At 59.4% G+C, this 22,186-nt stretch carries 18 protein-coding genes and 1 riboswitch; of the genes, 8 read left to right on the plus strand and 10 right to left on the minus strand.

The window, feature by feature from the left end; translation table 11 throughout:
• Nucleotides 1-97: 97 nt before the first annotated feature.
• Both BMZ42_RS08415 and BMZ42_RS08420 read right to left on the minus strand, forming a co-directional pair.
• Nucleotides 98-1,207 (minus strand): ribonucleotide-diphosphate reductase subunit beta, encoded by a 1,110-nt coding sequence (locus BMZ42_RS08415; RefSeq protein WP_091520964.1) that lies wholly within the window; start codon nucleotides 1,205-1,207, stop codon nucleotides 98-100.
• Between the two features lie 23 nt (nucleotides 1,208-1,230).
• Nucleotides 1,231-4,107 carry a ribonucleoside-diphosphate reductase subunit alpha gene (locus tag BMZ42_RS08420; RefSeq protein WP_091521134.1) on the minus strand — a complete coding sequence of 959 codons (2,877 nt, stop codon included), beginning with the start codon at nucleotides 4,105-4,107 and terminating at the stop codon, nucleotides 1,231-1,233.
• 103 nt (nucleotides 4,108-4,210) lie between these two features.
• Nucleotides 4,211-4,415: riboswitch (cobalamin riboswitch) on the minus strand.
• 422 nt (nucleotides 4,416-4,837) lie between these two features.
• Here BMZ42_RS08420 and BMZ42_RS08425 point away from each other — a divergent pair.
• On the plus strand, nucleotides 4,838-6,430 hold the full coding sequence (locus BMZ42_RS08425) for an LTA synthase family protein (RefSeq protein WP_175556671.1): 1,593 nt from the start codon (nucleotides 4,838-4,840) through the stop codon (nucleotides 6,428-6,430).
• A gap of 30 nt (nucleotides 6,431-6,460) precedes the next feature.
• Here BMZ42_RS08425 and BMZ42_RS08430 read toward each other — a convergent pair whose 3' ends face one another.
• Entirely contained in the window at nucleotides 6,461-7,096 is a 636-nt protein-coding gene (locus BMZ42_RS08430; RefSeq protein ID WP_091520968.1) for a TetR/AcrR family transcriptional regulator, read from the minus strand.
• Nucleotides 7,097-7,240: 144 nt separating this feature from the next.
• Here BMZ42_RS08430 and BMZ42_RS08435 point away from each other — a divergent pair, with 144 nt between their 5' ends.
• Nucleotides 7,241-9,277 carry an NADH:flavin oxidoreductase gene (locus BMZ42_RS08435; RefSeq protein ID WP_091520971.1) on the plus strand — a complete coding sequence of 679 codons (2,037 nt, stop codon included), beginning with the start codon at nucleotides 7,241-7,243 and terminating at the stop codon, nucleotides 9,275-9,277.
• 10 nt (nucleotides 9,278-9,287) lie between these two features.
• Here BMZ42_RS08435 and BMZ42_RS08440 read toward each other — a convergent pair whose 3' ends face one another.
• Nucleotides 9,288-10,166 (minus strand): LysR substrate-binding domain-containing protein, encoded by an 879-nt coding sequence (locus BMZ42_RS08440; RefSeq protein ID WP_091520974.1) that lies wholly within the window; start codon nucleotides 10,164-10,166, stop codon nucleotides 9,288-9,290.
• Nucleotides 10,167-10,316: 150 nt separating this feature from the next.
• Here BMZ42_RS08440 and BMZ42_RS08445 point away from each other — a divergent pair, with 150 nt between their 5' ends.
• Together BMZ42_RS08445 and BMZ42_RS08450 are read left to right on the plus strand one after the other, a co-directional pair.
• Nucleotides 10,317-11,543, plus strand: a complete 1,227-nt coding sequence (locus BMZ42_RS08445) for an aromatic ring-hydroxylating oxygenase subunit alpha (protein ID WP_091520976.1) — start codon at nucleotides 10,317-10,319, stop codon at nucleotides 11,541-11,543.
• Between the two features lie 4 nt (nucleotides 11,544-11,547).
• A complete protein-coding gene (locus BMZ42_RS08450; protein WP_091520979.1) occupies nucleotides 11,548-12,615 on the plus strand; it encodes an FAD-binding oxidoreductase in 1,068 nt (355 codons plus the stop codon).
• A 62-nt stretch (nucleotides 12,616-12,677) separates the two neighbouring features.
• Here BMZ42_RS08450 and BMZ42_RS08455 read toward each other — a convergent pair whose 3' ends face one another.
• Nucleotides 12,678-13,118: a BA14K family protein gene (locus tag BMZ42_RS08455; protein WP_091520982.1), complete on the minus strand. Its 441-nt coding sequence runs from the start codon at nucleotides 13,116-13,118 to the stop codon at nucleotides 12,678-12,680.
• Between the two features lie 161 nt (nucleotides 13,119-13,279).
• On the opposite strand from BMZ42_RS08455, the gene BMZ42_RS08460 reads away from it, so the two are divergent.
• On the plus strand, nucleotides 13,280-13,549 hold the full coding sequence (locus BMZ42_RS08460) for a DUF982 domain-containing protein (protein WP_091520985.1): 270 nt from the start codon (nucleotides 13,280-13,282) through the stop codon (nucleotides 13,547-13,549).
• A gap of 443 nt (nucleotides 13,550-13,992) precedes the next feature.
• Here the strand turns inward: BMZ42_RS08460 and BMZ42_RS08465 are convergent, their stop codons facing one another.
• Nucleotides 13,993-14,199 carry a hypothetical protein gene (locus BMZ42_RS08465; RefSeq protein WP_091520987.1) on the minus strand — a complete coding sequence of 69 codons (207 nt, stop codon included), beginning with the start codon at nucleotides 14,197-14,199 and terminating at the stop codon, nucleotides 13,993-13,995.
• A gap of 439 nt (nucleotides 14,200-14,638) precedes the next feature.
• Here BMZ42_RS08465 and ku (BMZ42_RS08470) point away from each other — a divergent pair, with 439 nt between their 5' ends.
• The gene (gene ku, locus BMZ42_RS08470) at nucleotides 14,639-15,472 is read left to right on the plus strand and encodes a non-homologous end joining protein Ku (RefSeq protein WP_091520989.1); all 834 of its coding nucleotides are present in this window, start codon (nucleotides 14,639-14,641) and stop codon (nucleotides 15,470-15,472) included.
• Nucleotides 15,473-15,475: 3 nt separating this feature from the next.
• Nucleotides 15,476-17,992, plus strand: coding sequence for a DNA ligase D (ligD, locus tag BMZ42_RS08475; protein ID WP_091520991.1), 2,517 nt, complete (start codon nucleotides 15,476-15,478; stop codon nucleotides 17,990-17,992).
• Between the two features lies 1 nt (nucleotide 17,993).
• Here the strand turns inward: ligD and ku (BMZ42_RS08480) are convergent, their stop codons facing one another.
• Nucleotides 17,994-18,794 (minus strand): non-homologous end joining protein Ku, encoded by an 801-nt coding sequence (gene ku / locus BMZ42_RS08480; RefSeq protein ID WP_091520994.1) that lies wholly within the window; start codon nucleotides 18,792-18,794, stop codon nucleotides 17,994-17,996.
• A 78-nt stretch (nucleotides 18,795-18,872) separates the two neighbouring features.
• Entirely contained in the window at nucleotides 18,873-19,445 is a 573-nt protein-coding gene (locus BMZ42_RS08485; RefSeq protein WP_091520995.1) for a DNA-3-methyladenine glycosylase, read from the minus strand.
• 102 nt (nucleotides 19,446-19,547) lie between these two features.
• Between BMZ42_RS08485 and BMZ42_RS17980 the strand changes: the two genes are divergently transcribed.
• Nucleotides 19,548-19,697, plus strand: a complete 150-nt coding sequence (locus BMZ42_RS17980) for a hypothetical protein (protein ID WP_175556673.1) — start codon at nucleotides 19,548-19,550, stop codon at nucleotides 19,695-19,697.
• A gap of 20 nt (nucleotides 19,698-19,717) precedes the next feature.
• Here the strand turns inward: BMZ42_RS17980 and BMZ42_RS08490 are convergent, their stop codons facing one another.
• On the minus strand, nucleotides 19,718-20,920 hold the full coding sequence (locus tag BMZ42_RS08490) for a BaiN/RdsA family NAD(P)/FAD-dependent oxidoreductase (RefSeq protein ID WP_091521137.1): 1,203 nt from the start codon (nucleotides 20,918-20,920) through the stop codon (nucleotides 19,718-19,720).
• A gap of 124 nt (nucleotides 20,921-21,044) precedes the next feature.
• Nucleotides 21,045-22,094, minus strand: a complete 1,050-nt coding sequence (locus BMZ42_RS08495) for an AraC family transcriptional regulator (RefSeq protein WP_091520998.1) — start codon at nucleotides 22,092-22,094, stop codon at nucleotides 21,045-21,047.
• Nucleotides 22,095-22,186: the final 92 nt, after the last annotated feature.

Raw genomic sequence — 22,186 nt, forward strand, 5'->3', positions numbered from 1 at the left:
ACAAGCATGTCTCCCGAAAGTGGGCACCGGTTTCGGGATCAAGACATGTGGTGCATAGGTAGCGCGAGGGGCGACCAAGGTCGCCCCTCGCGTCTTGTCATTCCCAGTTCAGCGCCCCGCCATTCTGATATTCGATGACGCGGGTCTCGAAGAAGTTCTTTTCCTTCTTCAGATCCATTGCCTCCGACATCCAGGGGAACGGATTTTCGACCTCGGCAAAGACCGGCTGCAATCCAAGCTGGGCGCAGCGGCGGTTGGCGATGAAGTGCATGTACTGCTCGCACAGCGCCGCATTGAGCCCAAGGAAGCCACGGGGCATTGTGTCACGACCATAGGCTGCCTCCAGCTCGGCCGCCTCGGTAATCATGGCGCGAATCTCGTTCTGGAAATCGTCGGTCCACAGATGCGGGTTCTCGATCTTGATCTGGTTGATCACGTCGATGCCGAAGTTGAGATGGATCGATTCATCGCGCAGGATGTACTGATACTGCTCGGCGATGCCGACCATCTTGTTGCGTCGGCCCAGAGACAGGATCTGTGCGAAACCGGTGTAGAACCACATGCCCTCGAAGATGACATAGAAGGCGACGAGGTCGCGCAGGAACGCCTGATCGGCTTCGAGCGTGCCGGTCCTGAAGTCCGGATCGTCCAGGTTCTGCGTGTGCTTCAGTGCCCAGGCGGCCTTGTCGGTGATCGACGGCACCTCGCGGTACATGTTGAACAACTCGCCTTCATCGAGGCCAAGGCTTTCAACGATGTATTGGAAGGTGTGCGTGTGGATCGCCTCCTCGAATGCCTGCCGCAGCAGATATTGGCGGCATTCGGGGTTGGTGAGGTGGCGGTAGATCGCCAGAACGATGTTGTTGGCCACCAGCGATTCCGACGCGGCGAAGAAGCCCAGATTGCGCTTGAGCATCCGGCGTTCGTCTTCGGTGAGGCCGTCCTTCGATTTCCACAACGCAATGTCGGCCTGCATCGACACTTCCGTCGGCATCCAGTGATTGTTGCAGCCTGCGAGGTATTTTTCCCACGCCCAGCGGTATTTGAGCGGCAGAAGCTGGTTCACGTCGGCGCGGGCATTGATCATGCGCTTGTCGTCGACGGAGACGCGCGCGCCGCCGCGCTCGATCTCTCCCAGACCTGTGGCGTCAGCTTCGCCACCCTGTGGAGCTGCGCTGGAATTTTGTGGTTCAGACCAGTTGAGCATGTTCGTTTCTCCTTCAGCCCCCCTTACTGGCAGGCTTCGCATTCTGGATCGTCAATGGCGCAGGCCTTGCCCCACGCGGCATTGACGTCAATGTTGATGGGAGCGGATGCCTGCACGGCTGAAACCGCATTGAGCTTTCCGTCCGTGCCTTTGAGCGTCGACTTCTCGACATGCGTTGCCGACCGCGAGCGCAGGTAATAGGTCGTCTTGAGCCCCTTGCGCCATGCGAGGCGGTAGAGTTCGTCGAGCTTCTTTCCGCTGGGGTTGGCGATGTAAAGGTTCAGCGACTGCGCCTGATCGATCCATTTCTGACGACGCGAAGCCGCCTCGATCAGCCATGCGGAATCAAGTTCGAACGCGGTGGCGTAAAGCGCCTTGAGATCGTCGGGGATACGGTCGATCTGACCGATGGAGCCGTCGAAATATTTTAGGTCCGAGACCATCACCTCATCCCACAGCCCGCGCGCCTTGAGGTCGTGAACGAGTTGCGCATTCACGACGGTGAAGTCGCCCGACATGTTCGATTTGACGAACAGGTTCTGGTAGGCCGGTTCGATCGACTGCGAGACGCCGCAGATGTTCGAGATGGTCGCGGTTGGAGCGATGGCCATGGTGTTCGAGTTGCGCATGCCGACCTTGCGCACCCGCTTGCGCAAACTCTCCCAGTCGAGCGTACTGCTTTCGTCCATGCTGACGCTGGGACGCGCTTCTTTGAGGAGACGGATGGAGTCGACGGGCAGGATGCCTCTCGACCACAGCGAGCCGTCGAAGCTTTCATAGCACCCACGCTCGGCGGCGAGATCCACTGAGGCCGAGATCGCGTTGTAGCTGATCGCTTCCATCGAGCGGTCGGCAAATTCCACCGCCGCTTCAGAGGCGTAGGGGATGCGCAATTTCTGCAAGGCATCCTGGAAGCCCATGAGCCCCAGTCCGACCGGGCGATGGCGCAGATTGGATGTGCGCGCTTCAGGGATCGTATAGAAATTGATGTCGACGACATTGTCGAGCATGCGCATGGCAATGCGTACCGTGCGCTCCAGCCGTGACAGGTCGAGTCCATTCTCATCGAGATGGTTGAGAAGGTTGACGGAGCCGAGATTGCAGACCGCGACCTCATCCTTTGAGGTGTTGAGGGTGATTTCCGTGCAAAGGTTTGACGAGTGCACCACGCCGACATGGCCCTGTGGCGAGCGGATGTTGCAGGGATCCTTGAAAGTGATCCACGGATGCCCGGTCTCGAACAGCATCGTCAGCATCTTGCGCCACAGATCGAGTGCGCGGACTGTGCGGTGCACTCTCAATTCGCCGCGCGCGGCCTTTTCTTCGTACGCTTCATAGGCTGCACAGAATTCCTGCCCGTAAAGATCGTGCAGGTCGGGTGTCTCATCCGGCGAGAACAGCGTCCAGTCGCTATCGAGCGCGACACGCTCCATGAACAAGTCCGGAACCCAGTTCGCCGTGTTCATGTCATGGGTACGGCGGCGGTCGTCGCCCGTGTTCTTGCGCAGGTCGAGGAATTCCTCGATGTCGACATGCCAGGTTTCCAGATAGGCGCAGACGGCGCCCTTGCGCTTGCCGCCCTGATTGACCGCGATGGCGGTGTCGTTGGCGACTTTCAGGAATGGCACGACGCCCTGGCTTTCGCCGTTGGTGCCCTTGATGTGCGCACCCAACCCGCGCACCGGCGTCCAGTCATTGCCAAGCCCACCAGAATATTTGGCCAGCAGCGCATTGTCCTTGATGCCCTTGAAAATTGCGTCGAGGTCGTCGCCGATCGTGGTCAGGAAGCAAGATGACAGCTGTGGCCGTGTCGTGCCAGCGTTGAACAATGTCGGGGTCGACGCCATGAAGTCGAAAGACGACAGGAGATCGTAGAACTCGATGGCGCGCGCCTCGCGGTCGACCTCACGGATCGCCAGCCCCATCGCAACGCGCATGAAGAAGGCCTGCGGCAGTTCGAAACGCTTGCCCTTCGTGTGCAGGAAATAGCGATCATAGAGCGTCTGCAGCCCGAGATACTGGAAGTTGAGGTCGCGCTCGGGCTTCAGGGCCGCGCCAATGCGCTCAAGATCGAAGCGGGCGAGTTCGGCGTCAATCAGGCCGGCATCGACACCCGTGCGGATGAATGCCGGGAAGTAGGTTGCGTAGCGGGTGAGCATGTCGCTCTGTGTCGCCTGCTCGGGATAGCCTTCGACATGGGTCAGCGCTTCGCGGCGCAGACGATCCAGCAGCAGGCGTGCAGCGACATAGGCGTAGTTCGGCTCCTGCTCGATCAGCGTGCGCGCTGCCATGATCGGTGCAAGGGCAAGTTCGTCCTGCGTGATGCCATCGTAGAGATTACGCATCGTTTCGGACAGAATGGCATCGGCCGCCACCGCTTCAAGCCCGCTGCAGGCTTCCTCGATGATCTGCGCCAGGCGCGCTTCATCAAGCGGGCGACGGGTGCCGTCTTCCGCAAGCATGTGAAGCGATGAAGGAGCGGCGGTCTCGCGCTTCTGTTCTGCCGCACGCTCGCGGTTGCGCTCCTCGCGATAAAGCACGTAGGCGCGCGCGACCTTGTGATGTTCACCGCGCATCAGCGCAAGTTCGACCTGATCCTGCACATCTTCGATATGAAACAGACGGCTTTCGCCCGAGCGCCGCATCAGCGCCGACACCACCTGCGACGTCAATTCGGCGACAGCATCATGAACCCGGCGCGATCCCGCTGCGGCCGACCCTTCAACAGCGAGAAATGCCTTCGTCAGAGCCACGCTGATCTTGCCGCCATCGAAAGGGGTCACGGTCCCGTTTCGCCGGACAATCTGATACGCAGGCTCCGCAATGTTCGGATCGCCCGGTTGGCTGGGAAGCGTGAAAAGGCCCGTTGTCACAGGCTGGAAAGTAGCGGTCGCCGACATCATATCCCCGTGTCGTTGACGGACGGGGAGGGCAGAACGCATGAGTCACGGCATGCAATGCCGCTTGAGCCAATGCGCACCACCGGGACACCCCGCCCGAGGTTCGAAACATTAAGTCACGGCAGGTCTCCTGGCTCACAGTGCACCGCTCCGGTCAGCCTTCCCAGTGCCTCGGCACCAGTGGCGAACATCGACAGGAACTCACTGCTTACAGTTGCGGGGGCAGCGTCGGATTTCCTGACGGGCACCGACTTCCCTCTTAGCTTTCGAACCCGAAGGCACGAAAGACCGTAACCACTACATATTGCGCCGACAGGGGCCGCGAAGTCAATTTATGGTTTTATTCAACCACAATCTTTCTGTGAACACTTGGTGGCAGCAGCGCGCTTGAGCTTCGTCGCGCCCGCGCAGGAGACGCAGGCTTTCGATCACAGGTGGCGATCCGGTAATCGCGGCAATTTTATTGGCGGATGATCTTTGAGGAGACTTGCGCCGATTTCCGAAAGCTCCCGGTCATCTCGCGTCTCGCTCGCTGTCAAACTCACCTGAAAACATACTTAAGTATAGGAAGTACTTCTTTGCATCCCGGGCCTAGGCGTCAGGGCGCCGGGTTGGCGTCGATAGCCGTAATAGTAACTTGACTGATCCGAGAGTGATGCGTAGCAGGCTAACGTATTGTTTAGTGAATCGGCCTGTTATCATGCGTATAGATAGATTTCATGTTGCAATAATGCGAGAGCTTCCATCTATATTGGTGGCTTTTGCTATAGTTGCGCTGGTATCAAGACTTGGTATAGATTTTAAAATATCAAAGACGTATCCAGATTATATTTTTGGATATGTCGCTGTGCATATGATTTTTGGGTTTTTTGGCTATTCTTTCTTTAGATCTATCTTTTCAAGAATTCAGTCGCTGGTCGCGCTCGCGGTCACGTCGCTCGTTGTATATTATATTTCAGAGATCAAGCGTGGCTATCTGGGTGAGCCATTAATATTTAATGATCTTACGAATACAGAAAATTCTTCTGTTGTTGTTAAGTATTTGGGCGTTCTTGATGTCGCTCTCATTGCGGCTCTGATTGCGCTTGTGGCGATTTCTTTTGTGTTCTTGTTTCGACGCCGGCGAAAACAGGAGCTTGCACTTCGGCTTGCCTTGCTTGTCACCGTTTGCGTTGTTTTTTCTGCCTTCCACGATCATTATCGCGCAAAGCTGGGGGACGGGCTGAAGTGGGCCGGCTTTGAATATCGCAGCTGGGCGATGGCGCAGAACTTCATGCACAATGGGATTTTTGTGCATCTCTTGCAGACGTCGCTGCGAAATTTCCCGCCGGAACCGACCGCCGCGCAGCGTGCGGAGTTCGTTCAGGATATGACCGGACTGGATGAGGATCGTCCCAAGCAGGTGATCTTCATTCTGTGCGAGTCATGCTGGTACGACGACAAGAATTTCAAGTCGACTTTCGAGCCTCTGACTCGCGCAGCTACGGCCACTTTTAGAAGTGTATCTCCCGTTTCCGGTGGCGGGACGCCGAACTCGACAATGGAGTGGATGGTTGGCCTTCCGGTTCGGCACCCAAGCGTCAGTGGAATACTTTATCAGGAGTATCGGGATTTCTTTTCCGAAAACACATACACACTCGCCAGCCTCTACAAGTCGCTGGGTCACACGACCCTTGCCGCTCACAATTTTCACTCGAGCATGTGGTTTCGCCGCACGGTCGCGCCGCTTCTTGGGTTCGACGAGTTTTATGATGTCCGCGATCTGAATATTTCGGACGAGGAGAATTATTTTCCGAGGGACCGCCATCTGTTCGATGCCGCAAAGGGGTTATTGAAGCAGCTCGGCTCCGACCCCTATTTTGTGCACTTGATTACCGTTCATATGCATGGGCCATATGAGGAGGTCGACGGTGACCTGGGGGCGCATGGCTATCAGCTGAGAGCGGAACGTACCGTCTCGGACACGGTTTCGTTTGTGGATTGGGTTCGTAAGGACAATCCCGAAGCCGTGATCGTCGTCTATGCGGATCATGTCCCGCCGATGACACCTTTCTTTGAGCAGACGGGTGCTGACATCAGCAATGTGCCGGTATGGGTTTTCGATCCGGACGAAGATCGTGCCCGGAAATTTGCACACGCAGGCGACAAGAAAAAGCAGTTTTGCATCAACAGCGAATTTACCGAACGCTATATTGGCGTGTCTCTGCCTCAGGCCGCCTACGTCAAATCCGTGTGCAGCCCGACTGCGTCGCATACGCAGAACGAAAACAATGCAATGGTTCCTGGCTGGGTGTTTTTCATGGCGCTTTTTGACCGCGGGTGATGCGGTTGGAAGCTGATATGTGCTTTGGCGTTATGAACCCTGGCTCGTGTAGTCATGTCTGGCGTGGAAGCGGTCGAGCTCGCGTTGGAGGGGGGCGGCGCCGGTGAAAATTTCGACATAATGCGGGATGCGCTGCATGCGAAGCGCGATGTCTTCGCGCGATTGCATCGAAATGTAGCCGATCTGGACGAGATAGGTGGTGCGCGCGCGCGCGTCTGAGATCGGACCGGAATTTCCGAACCGGGCGAACATGCGGGCGAGCGCCGCGATGCGCAACTCGTCGGCCTCCTGAACCTTCTGCAGAAGGGCATCCGACTGGAGGGCCCAGCTGCGCACGGCAAATTCAAAGCGCGAGTCGAACAGGTTGCTGTCGAGCCAGCAGTCGAACACGTTGAGCATCGCCTCGGCCAGCGTCTCGGCGTAGGCCTCCGAGCGGCTAATGATGCTGCCGGTGTTGTCGCGCTGCCAACGAGCCACCAGCGCGTCGAGCAGCGCGTCGCGATCCTTGAAGAACCAGTAGAAGCTCGTCCGTGACAGTTTCAGCTGCTTAGCGAGCGGCAGGATGCGGACCGCGTCGACGCCGCTTTCGACGAGCGCCTCATAGGCGGCCTGCAGCCATAAATCAGGCGAGCCGCGCCAGCCGGTGTCGGTCGTTTCCTGTGCCATGCTGATTTCTAGCAAGGGCGAGAGCCCCACACAATGTGTCTGCGCATCAATGTCGATCTAATGGACATATGTGTTTTCAAAATTGACACGTATGAACATTTTGACTTACCGTTGCGTCATGGTCTGCACGCCGGGAGGTCGACAATGTCCAGCGATCCGCTTCTTCAGCCGTTCCAGCTCAAGCATCTGACGCTGAGAAACCGCATCATCGTCACTTCGCATGAGCCGGCCTATCCCGAGGATGGGATGCCGAAGGATCTTTATCGCGCCTATACGGTGGAGCGGGCCAGGGGTGGCGTGGCGATGACCATGACGGCCGGCTCGGCGGCGGTGTCGCGCGACAGCCCGCCGGTGTTCAACAATCTGCTCGCCTACAAGGACGAGATCGTTCCGTGGGTCCGGCAGATGACCGATGCCGTGCACGAAGAGGGCGCGGCGATCATGATCCAGCTGACGCATCTTGGGCGGCGGACCCGCTGGGACAAGGGCGACTGGCTGCCCGTCGTTGCGCCTTCGCATCACCGCGAAGCTGCGCATCGCGCGTTTCCGAAGAAGCTGGAAGACTGGGACATCGAGCGCATCATCAGCGACTTCGCCGACGCGGCGGAGCGGATGAAGGCGGGCGGCATGGATGGCGTCGAGCTGGAAGCCTATGGCCATCTGATTGACCAGTTCTCTTCGCCGCTGACGAATGAACTGGACGAGCCCTATGGCGGTTCGCTCGATAACCGGATGCGGTTCTGCTTCGACGTGCTGAAGGCGATCCGCGCGCGTGTCGGCGACGATTTCATCCTCGGTGTGCGCTACACGGCCGACGAGCGGCTGGCGGGCGGGACCAGCAAGGAGGAGGGGCTCGATATTTCGCGGCGGCTGCGCGACAGCGGGCTGGTCGACTACCTCAACGTCATTCGCGGGCACATCGATACAGACCCGGGTTTGACGGACGTCATCCCGATTCAGGGCATGGCGAACTCGCCGCATCTGGATTTTGCCGGCGAGATCAGGGTGGCGACGAATTTTCCGACCTTTCATGCCGCCAAGATCCCGGACGTCGCGACCGCGCGGCACGCGATCGCATCCGGCAAGATCGACATGGTAGGCATGACCCGCGCGCACATGACCGACCCGCATATCGTGCGCAAGATCATCGAGAAGCGCGAGGAGGATATTCGTCCATGCGTCGGCGCGAATTACTGCCTCGACCGCATCTATCAGGGCGGCGCGGCCTATTGCATCCACAACGCTGCCACGGGTCGCGAACTGACGATGCCGCATGTCGTGCCCAAGGCGGCGCAGCGTAAGAAAATTGTGATTGTCGGCGCGGGGCCCGCTGGCCTTGAGGCAGCGCGCGTTGCAGCGGAACGCGGCCATGAGGTCGTTGTCCATGAAGCAGCGCCGCAGGCGGGCGGGCAGATTCGCCTGACGGCCCAGAGCGAGCGCCGGCGCGAGATGATCAGCATCATCGACTGGCGTCTTGCGCAATGTGAAAAACTGGGCGTGCGCATTCAGTTCAACAGCTGGGCAGAGCCGGAGACGATTGCCTCCGAAAATCCCGACGTCGTCATCGTCGCGACGGGCGGGTTGCCGCACACGGAGATTTTGTCGACAGGCAATGACCTTGTCGTGTCGGCCTGGGACATCATTTCAGGCGACGTGAAGCCGGGCGCCAATGTGCTCGTTTTCGACGACGCGGGAGACCATGCCGGCTTGCAGGCCGCTGAAATTCTCGCAAAGGCGGGTGCGCGGGTTGAGATCATGACGCCGGACCGTTCGTTTGCGCCGGAAGTGATGGCGATGAACCTCGTTCCCTACATGCGTTCTCTGCAGAAGTATGATGTGACCTTCACCGTGACCTGGCGGCTCGAGGCGGTGGAGCGGCACGGCAACGAACTGCGCGCACATCTTGGCAGCGATTATGGCGGCGTCGCCCGTCAGCGCGTCTTCGACCAGATCGTCGTCAACCATGGCACGATCCCGCTGGACGAGTTGTATTTCTCGCTGAAGCCGCTGTCGTCCAATCTTGGCGAGGTGTCCTACGAGGCGCTGATTGCAGGCGAGCCGCAGAATGTGATGCGCAATGAGGATGGCCGGTTCCAGCTTTTCCGGATCGGTGATGCTGTGGCGGCGCGCAACACGCATGCGGCGATCTATGACGGGTTGCGGGTAGCCAAGAATCTGTGACCCCGCACGGCTATGAGGTTCGGGCCAGCCAGTTGGCGAAAAGCCGTGCCTTTGCGGAGGCGCGGGGGTGGGTCTTGAGATAAAAGACGCCAGGTGAGGGGATGCCTTCGGGCACGAGCCGCACCAAGCGCCCGTCTCGCATCAGGTCGCCAACCAGGCCGTCCCAGCCGAGCACCGCGCCAACGTCATCCTGCGCTGCCTGCAAAGCGATCATGTAGTTGTTGACGTGAAACTTGCGCCCCTTGGGCGCTGGGCGGTCGAGGGCGGCGAACCAGTCGGCCCAGGTCGTCCAGCCGGTGTCTTCGCCGCTCAGATGCACCAGCGGGACGCGCAGCAAATCGTCGACGCTGTGGATCGAATGCTCGGCGGCAAAGCGGCGGGTTCCCAAGGCGACGATGTGGTCGCGGAATAGCTCTCGCACGTCCGCATCGTCGCTGCGCGCGTCGCCATAATGCACACTCAGATCGCATCGGCTGTGGTGGACCGGCACGTCGCTGATGATCTGCGAGACGGTGATCTCCGGGTGAAGTTTCCAAAATCCGGGCATTTTGGGCGTCAGCCAGAGTGAACTGATTGCGGTGGAGGTGGCGATGGTGACGTCGACCGTTTCGGTCCGGGTGCGCAACTGACTGACGCCATCTGAAACGGCTTCGAAGCCGCGCTGAATTGCGAGAAACAGGAACGCTCCCTTTTCAGTCAGCTCGACGCTGCGATGACGGCGTTGAAACAGCATGCAGCCAAGATCGGCTTCCAGCGCCTTGATCTGATGGCTGACAGCGGCGGGCGTCACATTCATCTCCTGTGCCGCCTTCTTGAAGCTGGAGTTTCGCGCCGCCGCCTCAAAGCAGATCAGCGCCGTCATCGACGACAGATCGTAGGGAGATGTCATTGGAAACCTTACGCCGGAAATGTGTCGGAGAACTGGTTTTGCATTAGTTCATCTAACTCAAGATGAAATTTTCTGCAGTTGTCAGAAGGCCGTACTGCGAGGATGATTTTAGCTGAGGTTAAGCTTGATTGCCGGCGGAGGATAGCGAAAATGGCGAATATTCATGAGCTTCTTGCCCATCGCGCACCAGCGCACGCTCTCCAGCAGCCGTTCTACGTGTCACAGGACGTCTATCAGGCCGATCTGGAGCATATTTTTTATCGCGACTGGCTTTACGCGATTCCGGCATGCCAGCTGATCAAGACCGGCAGCTATGTGACGATGCGCGTTGGCGCTTATGAAATTGTCATCGTGCGAGGGCGCGACGGGGAAATCCGCGCGTTTCACAATTCGTGCCGGCATCGCGGCTCGATCGTCTGCAAGTCGCGCGAGGGGCAGGTGGCCAAACTGGTCTGCCCGTACCACCAGTGGACCTATGATCTGGACGGCAAGTTGCTATGGGCCAGCAATATGGGGCCGGACTTTGACCCGACACAACATGGGCTGAAGCCGGTTCACCTGCGCAACCTGAAGGGGCTGATCTATGTCTGCCTCGCGCCCACGGCCCCCGATTTCGATGCGTTTGCCAGGATGGCGTCGCCCTATCTGGACGTTCACGATCTGAACGACGCCAAGGTGGCGCATACTTCCACCTTCATCGAGAGGGCCAACTGGAAGCTGGTGTGGGAGAACAACCGCGAATGCTACCACTGCAGCGCCAATCACCCTGCGCTGTGCCGGTCATTCCCGCTTGATCCTGAAATTGCAGGCGTTTCGCCAGACGGCTCGATCTCGGCGAAGCTGCAGGCGCATTTTGACCGCTGCGCTTCTGCGGGCGCACCGGCGCAGTTCATGATCTCGGATGACGGGCAATACCGCGTCGCGCGCATGCCGCTGGAAGACCCCGCCGTCAGTTTCACGATGGACGGCAAGGCGGCGGTGGCAAAGAAGCTGGGCAGGGTAGAACTGCCCGATGCCGGCTCGTTGCTGATGTTCCATTATCCCAGCACCTGGAACCACTTCCTGCCCGACCACTCGCTGACCTTCCGCGTCACGCCGATCAGCCCGATGGAAACCGAAGTCACGACGACGTGGCTGGTTCACAAGGATGCGGTCGAGGGCGTCGATTACGATCTCAAGCGTCTCACCGAGGTGTGGAACGCCACCAATGATGAGGATCGTGAGATCACCGAGACGAACCAGCGCGGTATCCTCTCGCCGGCCTATCAGCCCGGTCCTTATTCGCCGGATTGGGAAAGCGGCGTGATCCAGTTTGTCGACTGGTATGCCGGATCGCTGGAGCGTTCGCTCACCCCGCTGGCGATCGCTGCGGAGTAGCGCGATGAATACGGCGCTGAAGCCGCGGCTGGAATTCTGGTCGGATGATGAGGCGCTGGAATGCGTCTCGTTTCTGCCCGAGGCGCCGAATGTGATGACGTTCTGTTTCCAGAGCCCATCACGCCGGCTGTTCAATTTCGAACCGGGGCAGTTCATCACCATCGAACTGCCGATGCCGGGCGGTCCGATCTACCGTACCTATACGATCTCGTCGTCGCCCTCGCGGCCAACCTCGCTGACGATCACCGTCAAGGCGCAGCCGGATTCGGTCGGCACGCGGTGGATGTTCGACAATCTGCGGCCGGGTATGCGGATCCGTGCCGTCGGACCTGCCGGCAAGTTTTCGTTCATGCAGCACCCGGCGGAGAAATATCTCTTCATTTCCGCCGGTTCCGGCATCACGCCGATGATGACGATGACGACCTTTCTCTACGATTCCGGTCGGAGCATGGATGTCGTGTTCGTCAATTGCGCGCGCCGTCCGTCCGACATCATCTTTCGCGAACGGCTGGAGCACATGGCCGCGCGCGTCGACGGCATCGATCTTCACTGGGTGGTGGAGGGGACAGACCCCTATACGCCATGGACCGGCTATCGCGGCATGTTCAACCAGCTCATGCTGGGGCTGATGGCGCAGGATTACCTGGAGCGCGAAGTGTTCTGCTGTGGACCGGAGCCGTTCATGCGCGCGGTGCGCGAAGCCTTGGTCGGGCTCGGCTATGACATGGAGCGCTATCATCAGGAGAGCTTTCATGCGCCGACTGCCGAGGTCGAGGTCGTCCCCGACGACGTGGTGCCACAGGATGCAAATACCTCCGAGGTCAGTTTCAACCTGTCGGGCGTGACCGTGAAGTGCAACGAGACCGACACATTGCTGGCGGTTGCGCGTTCTGCCGGGCTGGTGATCCCATCAGGCTGCACGATGGGCATTTGTGGCACCTGCAAGGTGCTCAAGACCGAAGGGCAGGTGCACATGCTGCACAATGGCGGCATCACCGACGAGGATATCGAGGAAGGCTATATCCTCGCCTGCTGTTCCAATCCGATTGGCGCTGTCAGCATCGACGCGTAGTGCGCGTCCCCACCGACAATTGCGCCTCCTCGACGCGCAATTGTCGGTGCAGGTTGGCTGGTTCAACCGTAAGGCGAGACGCACTGACGGCGTGGGCCGTTATAGGGTTGAAACGTATTGTCGGAGGCACGGTATGAGCGGTACTGGCTGAAGCACCATTCGGCGTGGGCGCCGCCACGTGGACGGTAGCGAATCGGTGGCTCCTGTGCCTTCATCGCGCCGCCGATGATCGCACCCAGCGCAAAGGCTGCCGGCGGAAACCAGTAGTCACCATGGCGACGATAGCCAGGCCGCGCATGGCGATAGCCGCGATGGCCGCGCCAGTAGGTATCCCGGCCACGGCGCTCAAACCGGTCATGATAGTGCCGGTCGCGACGATATTGTACGTCGACCACATCTGACGATGCCTGAGTGGGCTGGGGGACATAGGGAGCGGAGGACGAGGGGACAACAAATGTCAGCACGCTGAAGGACGCGATAAAGGAAATGGCCGCTTTTCTCATGGTATATTCCTTTCTTGCAGAGATGGATTCTGTCAGAACAGAAGATAATTCAAAGCTAGATTTTCCAGAATATTCGGCGTTTTGAATGCTATAGGCAAGTTTCAACGATGGAAAGCTGCCCTGACATTGGCTTTTGCGACCAGCATGGCCTATGAGAACATATGGATAATAATAGGTTTGAAACTCCCGTCACCGTCAAAGTCGAACCCACCGGTGCGCTCGTCGCATTGCAGACCGTTCGCGAGACTTCCGATTTTCTACTGACCCAATGGTCGGGCAAGCGCAGCGACAAGCATCGTGCGGCGTTGCAGGCCTGCTCTGACGTTACATCCGGCAACAAGCCAGCCATGACCGCGCGCCGTGCGGTCGTCGCCGCCTTCAGGGAAGCTGGCATCTACGTCGACGAAAAGCAGCTTGCTTTGCAAAGCTGAGTCGCCCAGCGCCCCGTTTCTTGCGCGTCTGGACGAGACTTCACCATTGCAATTGAGTGCATAAAAAAGCTGCCGGAGCGTTGGAGCGCCGGCAGCTTTTTTGTCTCCCGAACTGGTTCGGGAGACATGCTCATTTTTGCGCATGTCTTTATCCCGAAACCGGTTGCCACTTTCGGGAGACATGCTCATTTGCGCACGTCTTTATCCCGAGCCCGGTTGCCAGTTGGGGAGACATGCTTGAGCGGGCAGCTATCAGGATTTCGCGCGTGTGCGTTGCGGCATCTGACGGCCCTGTGTCGGCGGAGCGAACAGATGTTCAGGCATTGAGCCCGACGGGTCCAGCGGCTGGCGGCAGCTTGGGCAATGATTGCTGTCGGACATCGTGCAGCCGCACGACGGGCATGGATGAGGCGACTTCATTTTCAAGAAACCCTGCGATCTGGCTACAGCTTGACGTTGGCGAGACGAGAACTGAGTGCCTCGCGGTCCGCGACCGACTTCAGGCGGATGGTCAACGCTTCGCTCTTGACGGGAACCTGGGGCGGAAGGCTTACCGGAATGTCGGAAGCATTTTCGACGGCCCACTTCTTGAAACGTGGCAGCTTGTTCGGACCGTTCATCGGGAAAGTATAGCTGTAGGAAAAGCTCATCAGGGGATCCTCTGACGCATGGAGACGGCACGAGCGCGCGTAGCGACCGCTCGGTGCAATGTCGGGAAATGGAATTGTGCGGGTTTTTAACCTGGTGCCGCTCTTGCTCTCGCAGGTAGAGGCACCAGGCACCTAGCCGGGTTTGCGGCAGTCCTGACAGTAAGGAATAATGGCAGGGAAGGTGCTCATGGGGAAGATGTCGGCCATTCCCGCATGTTTGTCAAATCGTGCCGGCTAACAGCGCAACGGGGCTCGAAGCTTTGTTGCGTCTGGCGATCGGGCGGTCTCGATCGAATGCGATTTGGCAGGTCGCAATGATCGGTCGGGGGCCAGACAAGCGCTTGCGTGGGCTGACCTGAAGCGCTGTGCGTAAGCGTGCTCTGGGGAACTTTTCCCGCTTCTTCGGGTTCAGTTGTGACCAAGGCCTGAGGATAGTCGCGTGGCTGCAAGAGCGATCTGGAAGGGGCATCTGAGCGTGGGTGAGCTGTCATGCGGCGTTGCCCTCTATTCGGCCGCCACCACGTCAGAGCGAATTTCATTTCACATCGTCAACAGGAAGACCGGCAACCGCGTTCGTCGTGAATATGTCGACGAACAAACCGGCAAGCCGGTAGAGCGCGAAGATCAGGTCAAGGGCTACGAGACTTCGCGCAACAATTACATCATTCTCGAACCTGAAGAGATCGCAAGCGCAGTGCCGGAGGGTGACAAGACCCTGTCAGTGGCGGCATTCGTGCCCTGTTCAGAGGTCGATACGGCCTATTTCGACAAGCCCTATTTTCTCGTGCCTTCAGACGATGTGGCGGAGAACGCGTTCGCGCTGATCCGCGATGGGATGCGCAAGCAGAACGTCGCTGCGCTGGCACGCGCCGTGCTGTTTCGCCGAGTGCGCAGCGTGCTGATCCAGCCGCATGACGGTGGATTTCTCGCCAATACGCTGCACTTTGACTATGAAGTCGTCTCCGCAAGCGACGCTTTTGCCGATATGCCGGAGCTGAAGATTACCGGCGAGATGCTCGATCTAGCCAGGCACATCATCGACACCAAGCGTGGCAAATTCGATCCTTCGACATTCGATGACCGCTATGACGCGGCCCTTGCTGAACTGGTTCGGGCCAAGGCGGAAGGGCGCGAAATCGAGAAGCCGAAGCGGGAGGCCGAGAAGAAGGTGGTCGACCTGATGCAGGCTCTGCGCGAAAGCGCCGCTGCCGCAGACAAGGCGAAGAAAAAGGCGAAACCCGCCGCGCCCGCTTCCAAGCGCAAGGCCAGCTAGGCCATGCCGCTCGAAACCTACCGCAAGAAACGCGATTTCAAGAAGACGACGGAGCCGGACGGAAGCTCCAGCACCACCACTAGCGGCAACAGTTTCGTGATCCAGAAACATGCCGCACGCCGATTGCACTATGATCTGCGCCTGGAAATGAATGGCGTGCTTGCCAGCTGGGCGGTGACGCGCGGTCCAAGCCTTGTGCCATCGGAAAAGCGGCTGGCCGTTCATGTCGAGGACCACCCGCTCGATTATGGTGATTTTGAAGGCACCATTCCTCAGGGCGAATATGGCGGCGGCACCGTCATCGTCTGGGATCGCGGCACATGGAAGCCGCTGATCGACATCAAGAAGGGGATGGCCAAGGGCCATCTGGAGTTCGAGCTTTCGGGCGAGAAGCTTGAAGGGCGCTGGCATCTGGTCCGGTTGCCCAAACGCCCACGCGAAAAGCGCGACAACTGGTTGCTCATCAAGGGCGATGACGAATTCGCCAACACCGAGGACGCGAAGGATATTCTTGAAGCGCGCCCGGAGTCGGTAAAGACCGGGCGTCAGATCGATGAGGTCGCGGGCGAGGCTCCCGGATGGTCTTCAAAGACCGGGAAAATCGATCAGAAGGCCAAAGTTCAGGCTGCATCGAACAGGAAATCGTCGAAGAAAGCCAAGCAATCTCCGATGCCGGACTTCGTTGAGCCGCAATTGGCGACGTTGAAGCCAAAAGTTCCGACCGGCAAGGGCTGGCTTTATGAGATCAAATTTGACGGCTACCGTCTTCAGGCGCGTCTGGAAGATGGCAGCCTCAAGCTGCTGACACGGACCGGGCTCGATTGGACCGAGCGATTTGGCGACCGCATCGCTAGGGCGTTCAAGGCGCTTCCGGCCGACAAGGCCATCATAGACGGCGAACTGGTGGTCGAAGGGGCAGGGGGAACTTCCGATTTCTCGGCATTGCAAGCTGCCCTCAGCGACGGCGAGACGGACCGCTTCGTGTTCTATGCGTTTGATCTTCTATATCTCGACGGCGAGGATCTGCGCGCGCAAAGCTTGGTGGACCGCAAGGTCGCACTCCAGCAATTGCTCGAAAATGCGGAAGATTGCCTGCGGTTCAGCGAGCATTTTGACGACGATGGCGAGCTTGTGCTGCGCCATGCCTGCCAGCTGGGGATTGAAGGGGTGGTTTCAAAGCAGGGGCAGGCCACCTACCAGTCAGGCCGCAACAAGGACTGGATCAAATCCAAATGCAGCGCGAGCCAGGAGGTCGTAATTGGGGGCTATGTGCCCTCGACCGTCTCTGACACTCAGATCGGATCGCTCGTGGCGGGCGTGTTCGAGGATGGAAAGTTCAGGCATGTCGGGCGCATTGGCACCGGCTTTTCGCGCGAGGTTGCCGCCGATCTTTTCCAGCGCCTCGCGAAGATCGAGCGTCAGACGTCGCCATTCTCCGGAAAACTGGACGCGGCGGCGCGTCGCGGCGTGAAGTTCGTGAAGCCGCAGCTTGTCGCAGAGGTCGAGTTCAGCACATGGACGGCGGACGGCCTGATGCGGCACGCAGCCTTCCGTGGCCTGCGCGAAGACAAACCTGCAAAAGAGGTCGTACGCGAAGGGGAGAAGGCGGCGATGCCCGAAAAAGTGCCCACACGCGCGCAATTTACCGTCGAGCTGACCAACCCGGATCGGGTTTACTGGAAGGATGCGGGCGTCACGAAAGAACGGCTGGCAAACTACTATGCGCAGGTCTGGCCGTTTATGCAGCCTTTCGTGGCCAATCGCGCCCTGGCGCTGCTGCGCTGTCCCGGCGGGATTGCCGAGCAATGTTTCTTCCAGAAGCATGGCTGGAAAGGCATGACAGACGAAATCCGCACGCTCGTTGATCCTCAGGACAAGGACGATGACACGTTGATCTTCGTGGATTCGCTCGATGGGTTGGTTGGGCTGGTTCAGGGTGGGGCGCTGGAAATCCACCCCTGGCAGTCGTCATTGGACGATCTGGAGCATCCAGATCAGGTGGTGATCGATCTGGACCCCGGCGACGGGGTGAAATGGGCAACGATGCTCGACGCCGCCCGGCAGGTGCGTCAGCGGCTTGAGGACGCGGGGCTCGCAGCTTTCGTCAAGACAACGGGGGGCAAGGGGCTGCATGTCGTCGCACCGCTTATTCCGAAGGCTGGCTGGGACGAGGTCAAGGGTTTTGCACGCGATATTGCGGATGCGATGGAGGCTGACGACCCGGATGGATTCATCGCAAAAGCAAGCAAGGCGGAGCGAAAGGGCAAAATTTACGTCGACTATCTGCGCAATGGTCGCAACGCCACGGCAATTGCGCCCTATTCGACCCGTGCGCGCAACGGCGCGACAATTGCCATGCCAGTGGGGTGGAAGGAATTGAGCCCGGCGATTGAGTCCAGCCATTTCACGGTGGCAAACGCGATGGCGCGGCTCGATAATCTGACGGCAGACCCATGGGCGGATTTCAGGAAGGCTGCGGCACCGCTGGAGGCTCCCAGTCCGCGCAAGAAGCGGCGTTAGTCTAGCGCTGGTTCTTCTTCTCGTTTTCGACGCTCCTGCGCAGCGCATCCATGATCGAGACGACGTTGTCGGGTGTGTCACTCTTCGTCGGCTTTTTCGCCGGGGCCGGCTTTTGTTTGCGTTTCTTGGCAGCGATGATCTGCTTGAGGCGTTTCTGAACGGGATCTTCCACCAACGCCGGCGACCAATCCTGAGTGCGCTCGTCAATGAGTTTTGTGATGAGTTTCAAGGCCTTCGGATCAGGCTTTGAGGATTCGATTCCGGAAAGCTGCTCGCCGTCGCGGACTTCGTCGCCATAGCGCAGAGTCCAGACGACAATACCCTTGTCACGCGGTTCGAGCATCACCGCGCGCTCGCGCCGATAAAGCACCAGCCGTGCGATCCCAACGGTGCCGGTCGCGGCCATCGCGTCCCGGATCACCGAGAACGCTTCCTCGGCGATCTTGTCGTCGGGCGTCAGATAATGCGCGGTGTCGAGCCAAATCCAGCCGATGTCGTCGCGGGGGATGAAGCTGTCAATGTCGATGGTGCGCGTGCTTTCCAGCGCGACGGCCTCAAGCTCCTCATCTTCGAGGACGATCATGCGGTCGTCGGCGATTGGGTAGGCCTTGCGCTGATCCTGTTCTTTCACCGGCTTGCCTGTCGTCTCATCGACATAGCGGCTTTCGACGCGATTTCCGGTAGCGCGGTTGATCGTATTGAACCGGACCTTCTTGTTGGTGGTGGTGGCAGGAGTCATCGCCACCCGGCAAGTCACCAGCGAGAGTCGCAAATAGCCTTTCCAGAAACTGCGCGGCGCCATCGTTCACCTGTTCGGTACAACACAAGCTGCAACGCGCTATATGCCAGGTTCGTTCCTGCCGAGGTCATGCCGGCCATCTCAGGCGGACTTCGGAAACGGCTTGCTGAGAAAACGCGACCCGGCCAAACCGAAGCGCCAGGGGCGATCGATCGCCTGCGAAATGCCAATTCGTGGCCCAGTGGCGATCGAAACGGAACCAGCTCCTGGCTTGAGAGCAAACGGAGCCGACAGGAGCGGCTGCATGTTTACACGCAGGTCGATGTCGAGCGCCTGTGTCAGACGGCCGGGGCCGGATGCCAGCAGGCGCGTTCCGTCCAGTCCCCGCCTTCTTATCATCTCATCGATCCCGTCTGTCGGCTCCAGCGCGCGCAGGAGAACAGCGCTGCCGGGTTGGCAGACAATATTCATGCACCAGTGAATGCCGTAGGAGCGGTAGACATAGGCGGTTCCGGCTTCGCCAAACATTGCGCGATTGCGCGGAGTAGGGCCGCGAAAACTGTGCGAGGCGGGATCGTCGGGCAGATAGGCTTCGGTTTCGACGATTACACCGCCGACCCCGGCAAAGGTGAAGGTCATGCCGACAAGCTCTTGTGCCACTGTGACTGCGTTGCGGTCGAAGAAGGCCGTTCGAGGGCTCCTGTCACACGTCATTTGCATCTCTGCGCGTCATCAGTTGCGATATAAATATCGGTCGCTCTGTGGGAACCATAAGTCGGTCACGAACATTTCAACACTGTAATGGGGTTGATTGGAATGTTGATCACCAGATTCAGCAGCAGCGGGCTTGCCGGAGCCTGCGTGGATGCGCTTGCGGAAAAAGGCGTCGCGGCCAAAGTGGTCTATCGACCCCGTTTTCTCAAGGATCCGACACCGTTTCTGGTACTGGTTCTGGAAACAGTATAGCGACGGTAGGAAGTCCCGGTTTACTGGACCGTTCCGGCGATTGCTGTTCCTGCCGCCCATCCGGACGACCACGCCCACTGGAAATTGTATCCGCCCAGCCATCCCGTCACATCGACAACCTCGCCGATGAAGTAGAGGCCCGGCACGGATTTGCTTTCCATCGTGCGTGAATTCAGCGCGTCGGTGTCCACGCCGCCGAGCGTGACTTCTGCTGTGCGGTAACCTTCGGAACCAATCGGGTGGATTTCCCAGCCTTGAACGACCGCAGCGATTGCCGCGAGCTTCTTGTCGCTCGTCTCGCCCATCACCCCGGCCCAGCCATTTGCCTGCGCCAGATAGGCGGCGAGGCGTTTGGGAAGGATTTCGCCAAGCGCGTTGGCAACGCTGCGCCGTGGGTTCTCGCGCTTTGACGCGCAAAGCTCGTCGAAGACATCAGTTCTTGGCAGGAACGACACCTTGATCGGCATTTTTTCACGCCAGTATGACGAGATTTGCAGGATCGCCGGGCCGGACAGGCCACGATGCGTGAAGAGGACGGCTTCCTCGAAGGACGTCTTGCCGCACGAGACGCACGCGTCGAGTCCAACACCCGCGATCTCGCGAAAATCCTGCAGCATGTCCTCGCCGAAGGTCAGCGGCACCAATCCGGGGCGGGTTTCCGTGACCGGCAAGTCGAACTGGCTGGCGATCTGGTAGCCAAGGCCGCTGGCGCCCATCTTCGGGATCGATTTGCCGCCGGTGGCAACCACAACGGTACGGCAGGTGATCTTCGCTGCGCCATCGCCGCCAAGGGTCAGAGCAAAGCCGGACTCGGTTTTTCGCAGCTGCTCCAGCGTCGTGCGAAGCCGCAGCTGCACTCCGGCCTGCGCCATCTCCTTCAACAGCATCTCGATGATGTCCTTGGCGGAGTTGTCGCAGAAGAGCTGGCCTAGCGTCTTCTCGTGGTAGGAGATGCCGTGCCGTTCCACCAGCGCGATGAAGTCGCGTGCCGTGTATCGACCGAGTGCCGACTTTGCGAAATGCGCATTGCCGGAGACGAAATTGCGCGCCGTCGTGCCGATATTGGTGAAATTGCACCGGCCACCGCCAGAGATGCGGATCTTTTCGCCGGGCGTCTTCGCGTGATCGATGATCAGCACGCTGCCGCCCTTGGCCGCTGCGTGGATCGCGCACATCATGCCTGCGGCACCCGCGCCGAGCACGACCGTGTCGAAAGTTTCAATCCACATGCAATCGTTCCGTTCGGGTGGCTGTTGGTTGGTTCAATTCGGCGCATCAAGCCGTTTTTGTCGCCAATGTCACTACCGGAAACGATTTCTCATGCGCTGGCGGGTGTTGTCCCCGCCTTCAGGTTGCCAGCGCTGCGGCTGCTCTGCGAATGTCGGGGCGCAACTGGCCGGGTGAAATGCCGAACTGTTTGCGAAAGCAGGTGGCAAAATACTGGCTGGACGAGAAGCCGCAGTCGAAGGCGACTTCGGTGATCGAGCGCGTGGCGTTGGTGGTCAGCATGGTGCGGGCCGCTTCAAGCCGGATCATCTGCAGATAACGCGCTGGCGTCATGTTGGTCAGCGACTGGCAGTGCTTGGCGAACTGGGTGCGGGAGAGATTGCACTCGGCAGCCATGTTGTCGAGCGTCCAGTCGTCGTCGAGCGCGTGCCAGAGCCGTTGCAGGAAAATGTCGACGGTGCGCCGGGAGGCGGCAAGCGCGTGGTCGAGCTGCGGTTGCTGGGCTTCCAGCTGATCCTTGAATTGCAGCAGCATCATCGAGATCAGCAGACGCATCCGGGCCTCGCTGCCTTCGATGTCGTTCATGGCGACGATGTCTGCAATGTCGTTGAAGCTGCGGGCGACCTCGCGCGAGGCGGTGTACCAGGGCTGCTCGTTCTTGGAGAGAAGCTCGGTCAGGCGGTTCTGGTCGCGCTGCGGCCAGGCGATCCAGTCGGGCCACAGCCAGTCTTCGTGTGGGCGGCGCATGCCCATGTCGAATAGTACCCAGACGATCTGGCTCGGCGCGACGAACGGGTCGCCAAAGGCGTGCAACTGCCAGGGCCGGACGACGAACATCTGTCCTTCCTGAATCTCGTAGTGCTGGCCATCGAGCGTGAGGGTGAGGGTGCCGCGCGCCAGATAGGCGATCTTGACGCCCTCGTTGCAGTGCTCCTTCAGGCCCCAATCCTGCGGGCGGGTGGCATCCCAGCCGCCGACCGAGCAGACCTGCGGCAGCGCGTCGCCAAGATCGTTGCCGGGATAGCCACGGCGGGTCCAGGCGCTGAGCGTCACCTTGCCGGCAAGTGAAGCGTCGAGCAGATCCTTGCAATTGCCGGCATAGAGCAGCGCGCCGGGCTCGCGAAAGACGGCGGGCCGCGCCACGGCGCTGGCCTTGTCGAGTTCTGGCATCGGATTCTCCTCCCCGATGTTCGTTTTTTACCACTTGCAGATTTTGAACGCGCGGGCGTTTCACATCGGCAATGCTGATTTCTATCAGGCGT

Origin of the sequence: Aquamicrobium aerolatum DSM 21857, assembly GCF_900113935.1 — a bacterium.
Lineage (GTDB): Bacteria > Pseudomonadota > Alphaproteobacteria > Rhizobiales > Rhizobiaceae > Aerobium > Aerobium aerolatum.